16 protein-coding genes are annotated in these 16,367 nt (G+C 70.2%); 3 read left to right on the top strand and 13 right to left on the bottom strand.

Annotation, left to right across the window (positions count from 1 at the left end):
- Positions 1 to 21: 21 nt before the first annotated feature.
- The 5 genes from P3L51_RS12485 to P3L51_RS12465 form a co-directional block, all read right to left on the bottom strand.
- Positions 22 to 1,680 (bottom strand): bifunctional uroporphyrinogen-III C-methyltransferase/uroporphyrinogen-III synthase, encoded by a 1,659-nt coding sequence (locus P3L51_RS12485; RefSeq protein WP_354605218.1) that lies wholly within the window; start codon positions 1,678 to 1,680, stop codon positions 22 to 24.
- The gene (gene hemC / locus P3L51_RS12480) at positions 1,677 to 2,645 is read right to left on the bottom strand and encodes a hydroxymethylbilane synthase (protein ID WP_354605217.1); all 969 of its coding nucleotides are present in this window, start codon (positions 2,643 to 2,645) and stop codon (positions 1,677 to 1,679) included. Before hemC ends, P3L51_RS12485 begins: the two co-directional genes overlap by 4 nt.
- Positions 2,642 to 4,018, bottom strand: coding sequence for a glutamyl-tRNA reductase (locus tag P3L51_RS12475; protein WP_354605216.1), 1,377 nt, complete (start codon positions 4,016 to 4,018; stop codon positions 2,642 to 2,644). The genes hemC and P3L51_RS12475 overlap by 4 nt, the downstream gene beginning before the upstream one ends.
- Positions 4,015 to 4,779: a redox-sensing transcriptional repressor Rex gene (locus tag P3L51_RS12470; protein ID WP_354605215.1), complete on the bottom strand. Its 765-nt coding sequence runs from the start codon at positions 4,777 to 4,779 to the stop codon at positions 4,015 to 4,017. Before P3L51_RS12470 ends, P3L51_RS12475 begins: the two co-directional genes overlap by 4 nt.
- A gap of 321 nt (positions 4,780 to 5,100) precedes the next feature.
- The gene (locus tag P3L51_RS12465) at positions 5,101 to 5,376 is read right to left on the bottom strand and encodes a glutaredoxin family protein (RefSeq protein WP_078079553.1); all 276 of its coding nucleotides are present in this window, start codon (positions 5,374 to 5,376) and stop codon (positions 5,101 to 5,103) included.
- A gap of 139 nt (positions 5,377 to 5,515) precedes the next feature.
- On the opposite strand from P3L51_RS12465, the gene P3L51_RS12460 reads away from it, so the two are divergent.
- From P3L51_RS12460 to P3L51_RS12450, 3 genes are all read left to right on the top strand, one after another.
- Positions 5,516 to 6,460 (top strand): HAD family hydrolase, encoded by a 945-nt coding sequence (locus P3L51_RS12460; protein WP_354605214.1) that lies wholly within the window; start codon positions 5,516 to 5,518, stop codon positions 6,458 to 6,460.
- Positions 6,461 to 6,780: 320 nt separating this feature from the next.
- Entirely contained in the window at positions 6,781 to 7,581 is an 801-nt protein-coding gene (locus tag P3L51_RS12455) for an ECF subfamily RNA polymerase sigma factor, BldN family (protein ID WP_354605213.1), read from the top strand.
- Positions 7,582 to 7,796: 215 nt separating this feature from the next.
- Positions 7,797 to 9,014 (top strand): DUF5667 domain-containing protein, encoded by a 1,218-nt coding sequence (locus P3L51_RS12450; protein ID WP_354605212.1) that lies wholly within the window; start codon positions 7,797 to 7,799, stop codon positions 9,012 to 9,014.
- 72 nt (positions 9,015 to 9,086) lie between these two features.
- On the opposite strand, the gene P3L51_RS12445 is transcribed toward P3L51_RS12450, so the two are convergent.
- The 8 genes from P3L51_RS12445 to P3L51_RS12410 all read right to left on the bottom strand — a co-directional run bounded on the left by P3L51_RS12445 (position 9,087) and on the right by P3L51_RS12410 (position 16,250).
- Positions 9,087 to 10,337: a lysophospholipid acyltransferase family protein gene (locus P3L51_RS12445; RefSeq protein WP_354605211.1), complete on the bottom strand. Its 1,251-nt coding sequence runs from the start codon at positions 10,335 to 10,337 to the stop codon at positions 9,087 to 9,089.
- 1 nt (position 10,338) lies between these two features.
- Positions 10,339 to 11,376, bottom strand: a complete 1,038-nt coding sequence (locus tag P3L51_RS12440; protein WP_354605210.1) for an NAD-dependent epimerase/dehydratase family protein — start codon at positions 11,374 to 11,376, stop codon at positions 10,339 to 10,341.
- Between the two features lie 216 nt (positions 11,377 to 11,592).
- Positions 11,593 to 11,691, bottom strand: coding sequence for a 30S ribosomal protein bS22 (locus P3L51_RS12435; RefSeq protein WP_003948845.1), 99 nt, complete (start codon positions 11,689 to 11,691; stop codon positions 11,593 to 11,595).
- A 110-nt stretch (positions 11,692 to 11,801) separates the two neighbouring features.
- Complete coding sequence (locus P3L51_RS12430; protein ID WP_014046653.1) at positions 11,802 to 12,014, bottom strand: helix-turn-helix domain-containing protein; 213 nt, start codon at positions 12,012 to 12,014, stop codon at positions 11,802 to 11,804.
- A 128-nt stretch (positions 12,015 to 12,142) separates the two neighbouring features.
- Positions 12,143 to 12,958, bottom strand: coding sequence for a phosphatase (locus P3L51_RS12425; protein ID WP_354605209.1), 816 nt, complete (start codon positions 12,956 to 12,958; stop codon positions 12,143 to 12,145).
- 173 nt (positions 12,959 to 13,131) lie between these two features.
- Positions 13,132 to 14,304, bottom strand: a complete 1,173-nt coding sequence (locus P3L51_RS12420) for an acetoin utilization protein AcuC (RefSeq protein ID WP_354605208.1) — start codon at positions 14,302 to 14,304, stop codon at positions 13,132 to 13,134.
- Positions 14,273 to 15,547 (bottom strand): MFS transporter, encoded by a 1,275-nt coding sequence (locus P3L51_RS12415; RefSeq protein WP_354605207.1) that lies wholly within the window; start codon positions 15,545 to 15,547, stop codon positions 14,273 to 14,275. Before P3L51_RS12415 ends, P3L51_RS12420 begins: the two co-directional genes overlap by 32 nt.
- Positions 15,548 to 15,590: 43 nt before the next feature.
- Complete coding sequence (locus P3L51_RS12410; RefSeq protein WP_354605206.1) at positions 15,591 to 16,250, bottom strand: HAD family hydrolase; 660 nt, start codon at positions 16,248 to 16,250, stop codon at positions 15,591 to 15,593.
- Positions 16,251 to 16,367: the final 117 nt, after the last annotated feature.

The raw sequence follows: 16,367 nt of genomic DNA, 5'->3' as shown, positions 1-16,367 counted from the left end.
GGCCCCCTTCGCACCGGCGTCCTACGTCGTACGACGCCGCCTCGACCCCGGTCGCCGTTCGCTCGGCCGGGTGACCGTCTCCCCGGCCTCCCGCGCCGCCTCCCGGCGCTCCGCGCCGAACGCCGCCAGCGCCTCGGCGAGCTTGTGCACCGAAGGCTCCGGCGACAGCACGTCCACCCGCAGCCCGTGCTCCTCCGCCGTCTTGGCGGTCGCCGGGCCGATGCACGCGATGACGGTCACGTTGTGCGGCTTGCCCGCGATGCCGACCAGATTCCGCACGGTGGACGACGAGGTGAACATCACCGCGTCGAAACCACCGCTCTTGATGGCCTCGCGCGTCTCGGCGGGCGGCGGCGACGCGCGCACGGTCCGGTAGGCCGTGACGTCGTCGACCTCCCAACCGAGCTCGATCAGCCCGGCGACCAGCGTCTCCGTGGCGATGTCGGCGCGCGGCAGGAACACCCGGTCGATCGGGTCGAAGACCGGGTCGTACGGCGGCCAGTCCTCAAGGAGACCGGCGGCGGACTGCTCACCGCTGGGCACCAGGTCCGGCTTGACGCCGAAGTCGACCAGCGCGGCGGCGGTCTGCTCGCCGACCGCGGCGACCTTGATCCCCGCGAAGGCACGGGCGTCGAGCCCGTACTCCTCGAACTTCTCCCTCACGGCCTTCACGGCGTTGACCGACGTGAAGGCGATCCACTCGTAGCGCCCGGTGACGAGACCCTTGACCGCGCGCTCCATCTGCTGGGGCGTACGCGGCGGTTCGACCGCGATGGTCGGGACCTCGTGCGGTACGGCGCCGTACGACCGAAGCTGGTCGGAGAGCGAGGCGGCCTGCTCCTTCGTACGCGGGACGAGAACCTTCCAGCCGAACAGCTGCTTCGACTCGAACCACGCGAGCTGGTCGCGTTGCGCGGGCGCGCTGCGCTCACCGACCACGGCTATGACCGGCTGGTGCCCGGCCGCCGACGGCAGGACCTTCGCCTGCTTCAGCGTCAGCGCGATCGTGCCGAGCGTCGCGGCCCAGGTGCGCTGCCGTGTCGTCGTACCGGCGACGGTGACCGTCATCGGCGTGTCGGGCTTGCGCCCCGCGGCGACGAACTCGCCGGCGGTCGCGGCGACCGTGTCGAGGGTCGCCGAGACGACCACCGTGCCGTCGCTGGCGCCGAGTTCGGTCCAGCAGCGGTCGTCGGCCGTACGGCTGTCGACGAAGCGGACGTCCGTGCCCTGCGCGTCCCGCAGCGGCACACCCGCGTAGGCGGGCACCCCCACGGCGGCGGCGATACCGGGCACGACCTCGAAGGGAATGCCCGCGGCGGCGCACGCCAGCATCTCGGCGCCGGTGTCGCCGTCGAGACCGGGGTCCCCGGTCACCGCACGGACGACCCGCTTGCCGCCGCGCGCGGCCTCCATGACAAGATTGACGGCATCCCTGATCGCGGGGATACCGGCGGCTGTTGACGCATCGTCAACAATCGTCAGCTCCGGCGTGCTCACACCCGCACGCGCATGGCCGCGTACGAGAGCGAGCACATCAGGCTCGGCGATCAGTACCTCCGCCCCCGCGAGCGCCTCGACGGCGCGGAGTGTCAGCAGACCCGGATCCCCGGGTCCGGCACCGAGGAAGGTGACGTGCCCGGAGGCGTAGAAGGCCGGATGATGGTCGGCGATGGGGCTCAAAATACTCGCTCCCCCATAAGACCGGCCGCACCCTTGGCGAGCATCTCGGACGCGAGTTCGCGACCGAGCGCGACGGCGTCGCCGAGCGACGTGGGTACGGGACCGGTGATGGACAACTGCACGAGCGTCGAGCCGTCGGTCGTGCCGACGACGCCACGCAGGCGCAGTTCGTTGACAAATCGCGCGTCCTGTCCGTCGCCCAGCAGGTCGGCCAGCGCACCCACAGGTGCGCTGCAACCGGCCTCCAGGGCGGCGAGCAGGGAACGTTCCGCGGTGACGGCGATCCGCGTGTGCGGATCGTCGAGGCCGGCGAGTGCGGCGGCGAGTTCCGGGTCGGAAGCCACGCATTCGACGGCGAGTGCCCCCTGGCCGGGGGCCGGCAGGACGGAGTCGACCGACAGGAAGTCGGTCACCTCCGCTGTCCTGCCGAGGCGGTTGATGCCCGCGGCGGCCAGCACGACCGCGTCGAGCTCACCGCTGTGCACGTAGCCGATCCGGGTGTCGATGTTCCCGCGTATCGGCACGGTCTCTATGAGCAGGCCGTGGCTCCGGGCGTGCGCGTTGAGCTGCGCCGTACGCCTCGGGGAGCCCGTACCGATCCTGGCGCCGTGCGGCAGCCGGTCGAGGGTCAGCCCGTCGCGTGCGATGAGCACGTCCCTGGGGTCCTCGCGGCGCGGTACGGCGGCCAGCGTCAGGTTCTCGGGCTGCGCCGTGGGCAGGTCCTTCAGCGAGTGGACGGCGAAGTCGACCTCGCCGCGCAGCAGCGCGTCGCGCAGGGCGGTGACGAAGACGCCGGTGCCGCCGATCCGGGACAGCTGCTCACGGGAGGTGTCGCCGTACGTCGTGATCTCGACCAGCTCCACCGTCCGCCCGGTCAACTCGGCTACGGCGTCGGCCACTTGCCCGGACTGGGCCATGGCGAGCTTGCTGCGCCTGGTCCCGAGTCTCAGTGTCTTGTCGGTCATACTCGCCCTCGGTTCTTGACGTCGACCGCGTTCCGGTCGGCGACCTCGTTCCGGTCGGCCCGGCTGACGGAGGCGACCGTCTGCGGGTCGAGGTCGAAAAGTTCGCGCAGCGCGTCCGCGTAACCGGCTCCGCCCGGCTCACCGGCGAGTTGCTTCACCCGCACGGTCGGGGCGTGCAGCAGCTTGTCGACCACGCGGCGCACGGCCTGCGTGATCTCGGCGCGCTGCCGCTCGTCGAGGCCGGGGAGCCGGCCTTCGAGACGGGTGATCTCGTTGGTGACGACGTCGGCGGCCATGGCGCGCAGCGCGACCACGGTCGGGGTGATGTGGGCGGCGCGCTGGGCGGCGCCGAAGGCCTCGACCTCGTCGGTGACGATCCGCTTGACCTGCTCGACGTCGGCGGCCATCGGGGCGTCGGCGGAGGCGTCGGCCAGGGACTCGATGTCGATCAGCCGGGCGCCGCCGACACGGTGGACGGCCGCGTCGATGTCACGGGGCATGGCGAGGTCGAGGAGCGCCAGCTCCCGGCCGCCGGCCTGGCCTACGGCCGTCTCGACGGCGTCGGCCGTCAGGACGAGACCGGTGGCGCCGGTACAGGAGACGACGACGTCTGCACGTGTCAACTCGCCGTCCACGGCGCCCATGTCGACGGCGCGGGCCCTGACTCCCGTACCGCCGGGCTCGTTCAGGATCGCCACCAGCCGGTCCGCCCGCGCGGCGGTGCGGTTGGCGACGACGATCTCGGCGACGCCGGCGCGGGCGAGTGTCGCGGCGGCGAGCGAGGACATCGATCCCGCGCCGATCACCAGCGCCCGGCGGCCCGCGGCCCAGCCGGGGACGTCCGCCCCGGCGGCGAGCTGTTCGAGACCGAAGGTGACGAGCGACTGCCCGGCCCGGTCGATCCCGGTCTCGCTGTGGGCGCGCTTGCCGACGCGCAGCGCCTGCTGGAAGAGGTCGTTGAGGAGGCGTCCGGCGGTGTGCAGCTCCTGGCCGCCCGCGAGCGCGTCCTTGATCTGTCCGAGGATCTGGCCCTCGCCGACGACCATCGAGTCCAGTCCGCAGGCCACCGAGAAGAGGTGGTGGACGGCACGGTCCTCGTAGTGCACATAGAGATAAGGGGTCAGCTCGTCCAGGCCGACGCCGCTGTGCCGGGCGAGGAGCGTGGACAGCTCGGCGACGCCCGCGTGGAACTTGTCCACGTCCGCGTACAGCTCGATCCGGTTGCACGTCGCGAGGACGGCCGCCTCGGTCGCCGGTTCGGCGGCGAGCACGTCCTGAAGGAGCTTGGTCCGGCCGTCCGGGGACAGCGACGCCCGGTCCAGCACGCTCACGGGCGCGCTGCGGTGGCTCAGACCGATGACCAGAAGGCTCATGCCGGCATCACGGCGGGGACTTCCCCGTCGGGTCCCTTCCGGCCGGCGGCGGTGGAGCGGATCGGCGGTGGCGTGCCGGCCTCGGCGGCGGCGGCTTCCTCACCGGCCTTGCGCTGCTCGTGGAAGGCGAGGATCTGGAGCTCGATCGAGAGGTCGACCTTCCGCACGTCCACGCCGTCGGGCACGGTCAGTACGGTCGGCGCGAAGTTGAGGATCGAGGTGACACCGGCGGCGACGAGGCGCTCGCAGACCTGCTGGGCACCGCCCGCCGGGGTCGCGATGACCCCGATGGAGACGCCGTTGTCGCTGATGATCCGCTCCAGCTCGTCCGTGTGCTGGACCGGCATCCCGGCGACCGGCTTGCCGGCCATCTCGGGGTCGGCGTCGATCAGCGCGGCGACGCGGAAGCCGCGGGAGGCGAATCCGCCGTAGTTGGCGAGCGCGGCGCCGAGGTTACCGATACCGACGATGACGACGGGCCAGTCCTGGGTGAGGCCGAGTTCACGGGAGATCTGGTAGACGAGGTACTCCACGTCGTACCCGACACCGCGCGTTCCGTAGGAGCCGAGATACGAGAAGTCCTTGCGCAGCTTCGCGGAGTTGACCCCGGCGGCCACGGCGAGTTCCTCGGACGACACAGTGGGTACGGAGCGCTCGGAGAGTGCGGTGAGCGCCCGCAGATACAGCGGAAGCCGGGCGACCGTGGCCTCGGGGATTCCTCGGCTACGGGTCGCCGGTCGGTGAGTTCGGCCAGTTGCCACGGTGCTCCTGCGGGATGAGCGGGGCTGCAGGCGGCCGTATGTCCAAGGACCGCCCCGTCGTGTGCAGGTTATGCCTTTGTGAACGCGTGCACAAAGATTGTGTCCGCTTTGTCCGTGCAAAGTGACCGGGGTCACGCGACCCGTACGAGGGATCTTGGAACCCTCGACCGCACCGGCCCGTTGAACCCATGATGGGGGCAAAACCGTACAACTCCTCATGACCACGCCCCCGAGACCGCTTCGCCGCGCCCGCCGGAGCCGGTCGTCCCGGCCCTTCGGAAAAAGCTCGGCAAAGCGCCCACGATCGTAACCGTCTTTCTGTCAGGTCCCCAGTTCCTTGCGGAGCCGATCGGCGTCAACACGCCAGAAGGTGTGCTGTTCGCCGTCCACGAGCACGACCGGGATTTGCTCCCAGTAGGCGCGGTGCAGCTCTTCGTCCACGGTGATGTCCTTCTCCTCCCAGGACGCCCCTGTTTCGGCGCACACCGCGGCGACGACGGCGCGCGCGTCGTCACAGAGATGACAGCCCGGTTTGGAGACGAGCGTCACCACGCGCTCGGCGGGTTTCTTCTTCGTACGACGCAGGAGAGGGCTCATGGCATCCATTCTCCGTCGTTCCGCGACCACCCCGCCGGCCTCCTTCTCCGCCGCCTCGCCCGCCACCTTCTCGGAGAGTTCACACCGACGGCACCCCGGCGCGTCCGGAAGTACCGAACAGACTGACTATGCTCACGCTATGGCCGCACTGGGATGGCTCACCCCCCGTAAGCGCTCCGCGACAGCACGGAGCGTGCTGGCGGGTGAGGCCGCAGCAGAGGCAGGACTGAAGTCGTCGCAGGAGATCGACGGCGTCGGCGCGGCACCGACCGGTATCGCCGACCCCGCCGTGCCCGACTTCCCCGTCTTCGGGGACGCGCGAGCCGCGGCCTTCTTCGACCTGGACAACACCGTCATGCAGGGCGCCGCGATCTTCCACTTCGGACGCGGGCTGTACAAGCGGAAGTTCTTCCAGCGCCGCGAACTGGCCAGATTCGCCTGGCAGCAGGCCTGGTTCCGGCTCGCCGGTGTCGAGGACCCCCAGCACATGCAGGACGCGCGGGACAGCGCGCTGTCCATCGTCAAGGGCCACCGGGTCGCCGAGCTGATGTCCATCGGCGAGGAGATCTACGACGAGTACATGGCCGACCGCATCTGGCCGGGCACCCGCACCCTCGCCCAGGCCCACCTCGACGCCGGGCAGCAGGTCTGGCTGGTGACCGCCGCGCCCGTCGAGACCGCCACGATCATCGCCCGGCGCCTCGGACTGACCGGCGCGCTCGGCACGGTCGCCGAGTCGGTCGACGGCGTCTACACCGGCAAGCTCGTCGGCGAGCCCCTGCACGGCCCCGCGAAGGCCGAGGCGGTACGGGCGCTGGCGACGGCCGAGGGCTTCGACCTGGACCGCTGCGCGGCGTACAGCGACTCGCACAACGACATCCCGATGCTGTCCCTGGTCGGACACCCGTACGCGATCAACCCGGACAGCAAGCTCCGCAAGCACGCCAAGGACCGCGAGTGGCGGCTGCGTGACTACCGGACGGGCCGCAAGGCGGCCAAGGTCGGCATCCCGGCGGCAGCCGGGGTCGGCGCGCTGGCGGGCGGCACGGCCGCGGCGGTGGCACTGCACCGCCGTCGCCGCTGACCGCTCACCGCTGCCCGCCCCTGCCCATCACTGACCGTGGCCGACCGTCGCCGATCCCCGCGGCTGACGCACTCAGGCACAACAGATCACGTCGACTGACACATCGTGACGCCAAACGATCAATATCCGCTCACGATGTGCTACTTGATTCGCCGTATAGGCGTAACAGAAGCGACGTAATCGATGATTTGAGCAACTGGGTGTAGTGCTGCCTGTACGAAGCGTTATTCTCCTCAGACGCATACCGGACCCCACACGTCGCCACGACGAGTGAAAGGTCCCGCACTGAACGTGATGGAAGCTCTGCCTCTGGGAGTCCCGTGTACCCACACGTCGGGGTTGACGCCTCGGGCCTGGCTACGCTGCGCGCATCGGTCATCGACCGCTTGCGCGGCTTCGTCCCCACCGCGTACGCCGTCCCCGCATTCGCCGCCGCGGCCCCTGCCGTGAGCGGCCCGATTGGTCCTTGCTATGCCCTGGCGAACGGCGGTGCGGCGGTCGGCAGACGGGGAAGCCGAAACAGCAGCACCACCGCCGCCTCCACCCCCGTCCGCCGGCCCACGGCGGACAGCGACAGCGCCCGCATGATGGAGCTCGTCGAGCGCGCCCAGGCCGGCGAGGCCGAAGCGTTCGGCAGGCTGTACGACCAGTACAGCGACACCGTCTACCGCTACATCTACTACCGCGTGGGCGGCAAGGCGACCGCGGAGGACCTCACCAGTGAGACCTTCCTGCGCGCCCTGCGGCGTATCTCCACGTTCACCTGGCAGGGCCGTGACTTCGGCGCCTGGCTGGTCACGATCGCCCGCAATCTGGTCGCCGACCACTTCAAGTCGAGCCGGTTCCGGCTCGAAGTGACCACCGGCGAAATGCTCGACGCCAACGAGGTGGAGCGCAGCCCGGAGGACTCCGTCCTTGAGTCCCTCTCGAACGCCGCGCTGCTCGAAGCCGTACGGAAACTCAACCCCCAGCAGCAGGAGTGCGTGACCCTGCGCTTCCTGCAAGGGCTCTCGGTCGCCGAGACGGCACGGGTCATGGGGAAGAACGAAGGAGCGATCAAAACCTTGCAGTACCGGGCCGTGCGCACACTGGCGCGGCTGCTCCCGGAGGACGCCCGCTGACGACCGGCCACCGGTCCGCCCACGGATCCGGTGCGCCGTTCAACTCACCGTCGGTGACGCCTCGATGACGCACTGGTCCGATCATCCTTCGCGCGTAACCCAAGTGCCGCGACGCTCGTTGTGCGGGATGCAGGCTCCCTGTGGATGCGCTCAAGGCGTGCAACCTTCCGAACCCCCAGGGGAGTCGATCGTCATGACGAGAGGAGGTGCCGCCAGTGATCGCGAATGTCTCGGCACACCGGCGGGCGAACGCCTTCGCCCAGGCCCTGGAAGACCGGACATCCCAGGGCGCGGCGGGGGATCAGCCCGCCGCGTCGGCCGAACCGACGCAGCAGGGGCGGCTGTTGGCTCTGGCGAGCGGTCTCGGTGAGCTACCGAGACCCGAGCTGGACCCCGAGGTCAAAGTGGTGCAACGAGCACAGCTCGTGGCGGCCATGCAGGCCATGCTGCTGGAGGGCACGGCGGGCGGAGCCGCGTCCACGGGCACTACGGTGCCCGAGCAACGGCGGACATCGGGGAGGGGGGCCCACCGGGCGTCCCCGCTCCGCAAGCTCCGCCCCAGATCCCGCTGGTCGAAAGGGCTGGCGGCCGGCGGACTCACCGTCGGTGTGGCCGCCGGCGCCTTCGGCGGAGTGGCCGCTGCCAGTTCCGACGCCCTGCCCGGTGATTCGCTGTACGGGCTGAAGCGCGGCATGGAGGACTTCAAGCTGGGCATGGCCGACGAGGACGCCGACCGCGGCGGTCTCTACCTGGACCATGCCTCGACCCGGCTGAGCGAAGCCCGCCGACTGCTGGAGCGTGGCCGCTCCGGCTCGCTGGACCATGAATCGCTCGGCGAGATCCGCCGGGCGCTCAACGGCATGAAGCACGACGCCACCGAGGGCCACCGGCTGCTGCACCAGGCGTACGAGAAGGACGGCAAGATCAACTCGATCGCGACGCTCTCCTCGTTCTCCGAATCGCACCGCGCCATCTGGAACGGCCTGCGGGACCGGCTGCCACCGCAGCTGAGCGACGTGGGAAGCCAGGTCAACCTGGTGTTCGACGCCATAGACGAAGACGTCGCCCCGTTGCAGTCGCTGCTGCCGCGCACTCCCGACAAGGACCGGCGCACGCAGAATCCCGGCGGCGCCACCAAGGACTCCAACGGTCCCGGCGGAGGCACGGACAACAGCCCGACGCCGTCGAAGCCGGCGCCCGACAAGGGCCGTACGGACGGCGGGGAGAAGCCCAGCCCGTCCGGGTCCGGAGCCTCGGAGCACGACGGGCTGCTGCCCGGCGCGCCCGGCGATCTGCTCAACCCGCCGTCGGGCACCGACCCTCCGTCGGCGCCCGGCCAGGGCGGCATCCCGCCGGCCCCGGACGTCACACTCCCGCCGTTGCTGCCCGGTCTGCTGCCGGGTCTGGGCATCGACACGGAGAACGCGGACTGACGAGAGGGTCGCGAGAGAGAGGCGAGGGCCGTCGGCCCTCGCCTCTTTCGCGCTGTCGGGTCCCGCCTGCGGTCAGAAGAAGACCGAGCGGCGCTGCACGAGCAGCTTGTAGAGCGTGTGCTGGATCTGCTCCCGTACCTGATCGGTCAGGTTGAACATCAGCATCGGATCCTCGGCCGCCTCGGGCGGATAGCCGTCCGTGGGGATCGGCTCGCCGAACTGGATCGTCCACTTCGTGGGCAGCGGCAGCGCGCCCAGCGGCCCGAGCCACGGGAACGTCGGTGTGATCGGGAAGTACGGGAATCCCAGCAGCCGCGCCAGCGTCTTGGAGTTGCCGATCATCGGGTAGATCTCCTCCGCCCCGACGATCGAGCACGGCACGATCGGCACACCGTGCCGCAGCGCCGTCGAGACGAACCCGCCCCGGCCGAAGCGCTGCAACTTGTAGCGCTCACCGAAGGGCTTCCCGAGGCCCTTGAAGCCCTCCGGCATCACCCCGACGATCTCGCCGCGCCGGAGCAGCCGCTCCGCGTCCTCCGCGCAGGCCAGGGTGTGACCGGCCTTGCGCGCGAGTTCGTTGACGACCGGCAGCATGAACACCAGGTCGGCGGCGAGCAGCCGCAGATGGCGGCCGGCCGGGTGGTTGTCGTGGACGGCGACCTGCATCATCAGCCCGTCGAGCGGGAGGGTGCCGGAGTGGTTGGACACCACCAGCGCGCCGCCGTCCGAGGGGATGTTCTCGATGCCCTTGACCTCGACGCGGAAGTAGTTCTCGTAGAGCGGCCGGATCAACGACATCAGGACCTGGTCGGTGAGTTCCTTGTCGTAACCGAACTCGTCGACCTCGTAGTCACCGGTGACACGGCGCCGCAGAAAAGCGAACCCTTCGGCGAGCCGCCGGTCCCAGGCGCCGCCACCCGGCTGAGGCTCCTCGGCGTGAGGCGCGCCGGGCGCGCCCGGCCGGTCGGATCCGTCGGACCCGTCGGACCCGTCGGATCCGTCGGACCCGGGCTCCGCCGCGTCGGGCCGGGACTCGCCCGGCCGCGACGACGGATCGGGCTTCTTCCCGTCGCCGGGCATGCCGTCCTCGACCCCGTCCGGCTGATCGGGAACCGACGAGAGCGAGGGCGGGTGCGGGCCGGTTCCCGGCCCCGATCCGGATCCCGGCCCGGCCGGAGTCGATGACGACTTGCCGCGGCCCTGCGCGCGCTTCGCCGCGGCGTCCTTCGCCGCCCCGCCGCCGGTTCCTCCGGCGCCGGCCAACCGCGCCGCGCGCCGTGACCGGGGCTCTTCGCCGAAGGGGATGACCTTGGCATCGGCCATGTCAGATGCGCTCCTTGCTGACGAGGGTGGCGAACCGGTCGACCGCGTCGGCGACAGCCTCCGGCGGCAACAGCCCGGCACCCCGGCTACGTGCGAAGTCCGTGAAGGTCCCCGCCGTCGTGTACGTGGGGACGAACCCCAGTGTCTCGCGCATCTGATCCGTACTGACGACCCTGCCGTGGGTCAGCAGCCGGATCTGCTCCGGCGAGAAGTCCGTCACGCCGAGCGTGCGCAGCGCGGAGCCGACCCAGGTGACGGCCGGCAGCAGCACGGGCACCGTCGGCCTGCCGAGGCGCCGGGAGCACTGCGAGAGCAACAGCACGCCGTCACCGGCGATGTTGAAGGTCCCGCTGTTGAGCGTGCCGCGCCGGGGCTCGTGCAGCGCGATCCGCAGCACGTCGATGACGTCGTCCTCGTGGACGAACTGGAGCCGCGGGTCGTAGCCGAAGACCGTCGGCAGCACGGGCAGCGACAGATACTCGGCGAGCGGTGAATCCGCCGCGGGCCCCAGGATGTTCGCGAAGCGCAGCACGCACACGGCGACGTCCGGGCGGCGGCGCGCGAAACCGCGCACGTACCCCTCGACCTCCACCGCGTCCTTCGCGAAGCCGCCGCTGGGCAGCGACTTGGGCGGGGTGGTCTCCGTGAAGACGGCCGGGTCGCGGGGCGCGGAGCCGTACACGCTCGTACTGGACTTGACGACCAGGCGCTCGACGGTGGGCGACTTCTGGCAGGCACCGAGCAGTTGCATGGTGCCGATGACGTTGGTCTCCTTGACGGCCGTCCGGCCGCCGGCGCCGAGCGGTGTGCCCGTCACGTCCATGTGCACGACGGTGTCGACGGAATGCTCGGCCAGGACACGCGCTATGGCGGGCTGGCGGATGTCCGCCCGGACGAAATCGGCACCGCCGAGACTGTGCTCGGGAGTGACTGCGTCCACACCGATGACCCGGTCCACCTCGGAGTCGCGCAGGATCCTCCGTACGAGACGGCTGCCGAGCTGGCGGGCCACTCCGGTCACGAGCACGACCTTGCCCAAGATCAGCGCCTTCCCCTGAATTCGATGTCTGACCCAAGCACATTGCTTGTCCCAGGCGTCACCGTAGCGGGTCGCCGCAGTCACGGGACGGCCTCGCGAGGCTCTTCTCAGCACCTTCGCGAATCTTTGACCCGAACCGACCTGAGCGACGCGGAACGCACCGCGGCCCTCCCACCTGCATGGTGGGAGGGCCGCTGTGTCACGTACAGCTGTCGCTTACTTCTTGTTACGACGCTGAACGCGGGTGCGCTTGAGCAGCTTGCGGTGCTTCTTCTTGGCCATCCGCTTACGCCGCTTCTTGATAACAGAGCCCACGACTACCCTCGCTCACTTCTCTTCACTCGGTGCGGGGCGTCTGGGCCCACACGACCTACGTTGGCCCAGCCTACCCGCCGCCGAGTGAGGGACGTAATCCGAGGGAAATCTCAGGCGGATTCGACCCCCACGAAAGACTCGCGGAGATACTCGTGAACCGCTTGCTCCGGAACCCGGAAAGACCTGCCCACCCGGATCGCCGGCAGATGACCGCTGTGCACCAATCGGTACACGGTCATCTTCGACACTCGCATCACCGAGGCGACTTCCGCCACGGTAAGGAACTTGACCTCGTTGAGAGGCCTCTCGCTGCCAGCAGCCATGACCCACCTGTACCTTCCGCACCCGACGCACACCGGCTTCCCCTCCGGTGACTCATCGTCGCTGTGCGCTCACACCCCAGACTAGGGGCGGGTGGTACGAGTGGGGAAGAGGAGCAGCACATGGCCGCCTACTGTGACAGACACGCTCGATTGAGTACATAGCGAGTCAGCGGACGGTAGTAATCGGACCGCACACCGTCGTCAACCGGAACCACGACGGACACCCGTCCCTCCGCCTCACCCACGAAGAGCGCCGGATCGTCGGTGTCGGCGAGGCCGATGGCCTCAATGCCCAACTGACCTGCTCCGCAGACCCATCCGTGGTCTCCGACGACCAGCTCGGGGAGCGGCCCGCCGAACGCCGCGGCACTGTCCAGAGCAACCCGAACGGGGAGGGGGGAATGACTGTGTGCGCCGGTCTCACTCCCCGCGCGCGATGCTTCGGATTCCCGCACCAACGCGACTCCCCGTACGTAGTCGAGGTGGTACGTGCGTACGCCGAACCGGGTCGTTATGTCGATACATCGCCCCTTCGCCGGGGTGAGTACGGGGCACCCCGCCGCCGACAAAGCGTCTGCCAACCCCGCGTAGAACGCGATCAACCGGTGCGGATGTCCGGTCCCGAACAGCACGGGAGCCCGTCGGCCGGCGGCTGCGCCGAGCCGTTCGGCGAAGGCGTCGAGGCTGCTCAACGTCCGTTCGGGGTCGATGACATCGCCGCCCGAGACATGCGCCGGATCCCCGGAGACCCCGCATCTGTCGGCCATGAGCCGCAGCAACTCGCGTTCGCACCAGGCCCGTTCGGGGGTGAGCCCCAGTGTCGCGCGCGGATCCCGGACGGCGAACAGCCGGTAGCTGCGCAGGCTCTGCTCCCGCGTGGTGGCCACCGGGCCGGCCAGTCTGGCGGCCAGCAGGTGGGCCCGTAGAGTTCCCGTACTCAGCACAGCCCGATGCTTCCGTACGGAGGCGTGCTCGGGGCCAAAACGGTTACGGCACCGCACAGTTGGCGTAACCCGAACAAGCCCGACCGCCACCACCGGCCCGTCCGGCGATCGACGCCGGGCCGCCCACCGGGCGGCCACGGTCACGACGCCCCCACGCCCCCCCACGCCAAGACCTAGGCCAGCAACCCCCGCAGCGGGAACACCGCCTTGCGCGTCGCGATGATCGCCTGGTCCAGCCGGTCCGCCGGGTCGTAACCCGCCTCCCACGGCTGCCAGTTCGGCGTACGCCCGTCCGTCATCCGCCGTGGCGCGGACTCCCGCGTACGGGCGAAGACCTCGTCCCGCCACTCCTCCGGCACCGCCGACGCCGGGTCGATGGGCGCGTGCGCCGCGATCGACACCAGATGGGTCCAGGAGCGCGGCACGACGTCCACGACCGAGTAGCCGCCACCGCCGAGCGCGATCCAGCGGCCCTCGTCGACGTACTCGTGCGCCAGGTCGTGGCAGGACGCCTGCACGGCGCGCTGCGCGTCCAGCGACACCGCGAGATGCGCCAGCGGGTCCTCGAAGTGCGTATCGGCGCCGTGCTGCGTCACGAGCGCCTGCGGCCGGAAGTCCGCGAGCAGTTCGGGCACGACGGCGTGGAAGGCCCGCAGCCACCCCTCGTCGCCCGTCCCGGCGGGCAGCGGCAGATTGACCGCGCTGCCCTCTCCCGCGCCCTCGCCCGTCTCCTCGGGCCAGCCGGTCTGCGGGAAGAGCGTGCGGGGATGCTCGTGGAGCGAGATCGTCAGCACGCGCGGGTCGTCCCAGAACGCCGCCTGGACGCCGTCCCCGTGATGCACGTCCACGTCCACGTACGCGACGCGCTCCGCGCCCAGCTCCAGGAGCCGCGCGACGGCGAGCGACGCGTCGTTGTAGATGCAGAAGCCCGAGGCCGAGCCGGGCATCGCGTGGTGCAGGCCGCCGGAGAAGTTCACGGCGTGCCTCGTCTCGCCGCGCCACACGGCCTCGGCGGCGCCGACCGACTGCCCGGCGATGAGCGCGGACGCCTCGTGCATCCCGGCGAAGGCCGGATCGTCGGGAGTGCCGATGCCGTACGAACCGTCGGCGGAGCTCGGATCGGCCGAGTAGCGCCGTACCGCGTCGACGTAGTCCTCGTGGTGAACGAGTCTCAGGGTCGAATCCCCGGCGGACGGCGCGGACACCACGTCCACCTCGCTGTCGAGCCCGTACGCGCGCACCAGCCGCCTCGTCAGTGCCAGGCGTACCGGGTCCATCGGGTGACTCGACCCGAAGTCGTAGTCCGTTACGGCGTCATCCCACATCAGCTGCGCGCGACCGGTCATGCCCGCCACCGTATCGGGAGGTCCCGTCGGCGAACGAGCGGGCGTACACCAGCGTCACAAGGATCATGACCATCGGTACGAGCATCGCGCCCCGGTAACTCCACACGTCGCCGAGGGCGCCGACGAGGGGCGAGCCGATCAGGAATCCCACGTAGTTGAAGATGTTCAGCCGGGCGACGGCGGCGTCGCTGGCGTCGGGGAACATCCGCCCGGCGGCGGCGAAGCACTGCGGTACGAGGACACAGAGACCGAACCCGAGAATCGTGAACCCCAGGATCCCCACCCACGCGCCGGGCGCCAGCGCGACCACCGCGAACCCGGCGGCGGCGAACAGCGATCCGAAGCGCACGACGGCGACGGGCCCGAAGCGGCGCACACCGAGGTCTCCGGCGGCGCGGCCGAGGAGTGTGGTGACCATGTACGCGTTGTACGGGACGGTGGCGACCTCGTCGGAGCTGCCGAGGACGTCCTGGAGGTACTTGGCGCTCCAGTTGGAGACGGTGGAGTCGCCGATGTAGGCGAAGGTCATGACCAGGCAGAGCGGCAGGAGGGCCTTGAAGGCGACGCTGCCGCCGCCCGTGGTCGCGGCGCCTGGGGCGGTGGCGGCGCCGGAGGCGGTGGCGGCGCCTGAGGCGGTGGCGGCCGGTATTCGCGTGTCCGCGTCCGTGTACCAGTGGCTGCCGATGAGCGCGGCCGGCAGCAGCACGAGGACGACCGGCAGATACGACACCAGCAGGGACAGGTCCCAGTGGGCGCCGGCCCAGGCGAGCGAGGCCCCGGCGATGCCTCCGAGGCTGTACGTGGCGTGGAAGCCGAGCATGATGCTGCGGCCGTACGCCCGCTGAAGGCGCACACCCAGCATGTTCATCGACGCGTCGAGCGCACCGACCGACAGCCCGAACGCGCCGAGGGAACCGGCGAGTTGCCACACCTGGTCACCGGCCGCCACGCCGAGGAGGGCGAGCAGCACGAGCGGCTGCGCCCACCGCAGTACGACGCGGGGCCGCACGCGCACGACGATCTTCTCGGTGAGGACGCTGCCCACACCGGCGAGAATCGGCACGGCCGCGAGGAACGCCGGCAGCAGGGCGTCGGATATCCCGTACCGGTCCTGGATGGCGGGAATGCGCGTGACGAGGAGGGCGAAGGCCACCCCCTGCACGAGGAAGCTCAGCGCCAGGGACACCCGTCCGTGTCTCAACCGCGTGTCTGCGTTGACCGGCTTGGCTGTCGAGGCCCTCATGGCCGGACAGCGTATGGCTCCGCGCTACCGAGGGGTAGATGGATCAGGCAAGCAGTTCCGGAAGCTCGGCGAGCTCGGCCATCGAGGAGAAGTACGCGGTGGCGCCCGGCAGCTTCTCGGCGGGGGTCATCGCGGTGAACGCGTACACATCCATCCCGGCCGCCCGTGCGGCGGCCACCCCGAGCGGGCTGTCCTCGATGACGAGGCACCGGGCGGGAGGGACACCCATCCGCTCGGCCGCGTGCAGGAAGAGATCCGGCGCCGGCTTTCCGCGCCCGACGTCCTGCGCGCTGAAGACGATCCCGGGCTCGAACCACCGGTCCAGCCCGGTCTTTCGGTGCCCCACCCGGATCCGTTCATGGCTCCCGGAGGACGCGACGCAGTACGGCCGCCCGTCGGCGGCCAGCTTGCGCAGCACCTCGATGACGCCCTCCACGGGCTTCAACTCCCGCTCGAACGCGGCGAACACCCGGCTGTGCAGGGTGTCGTCGAAGTCCTCGGGCAGCTGCTGCCCGGTTCTCTCCCGTACGAGATCGTGCACCCGGTGCACCGCGGCGCCCATGTAGTCGCGGAGGGAATCCTCGTAGGTGGTGGGGTGACCGAGTTCGGTGAGATAGCCGGCCAGGATGGTGTTGGAAAGAGGCTCGCTGTCGACGAGGACGCCGTCGTTGTCGAAGATGACCAGTTCGTATTCGTAGCTCATATGCCGACTGTAAATGGCTCCTGAACGCAGAAATGCCTCAACCCCCGGACAAGGTCCGGGGGTTGAGGCACAAAATTTGTTCGGCGGCGTCCTACTCTCCCACAGGGTCCCCCCTGC

Origin of the sequence: Streptomyces panacea (assembly GCF_040560175.1) — a bacterium.
Classification (GTDB): Bacteria; Actinomycetota; Actinomycetes; order Streptomycetales; family Streptomycetaceae; genus Streptomyces; species Streptomyces panacea.
This window is presented reverse-complemented; position numbering and strand designations above follow the sequence as displayed.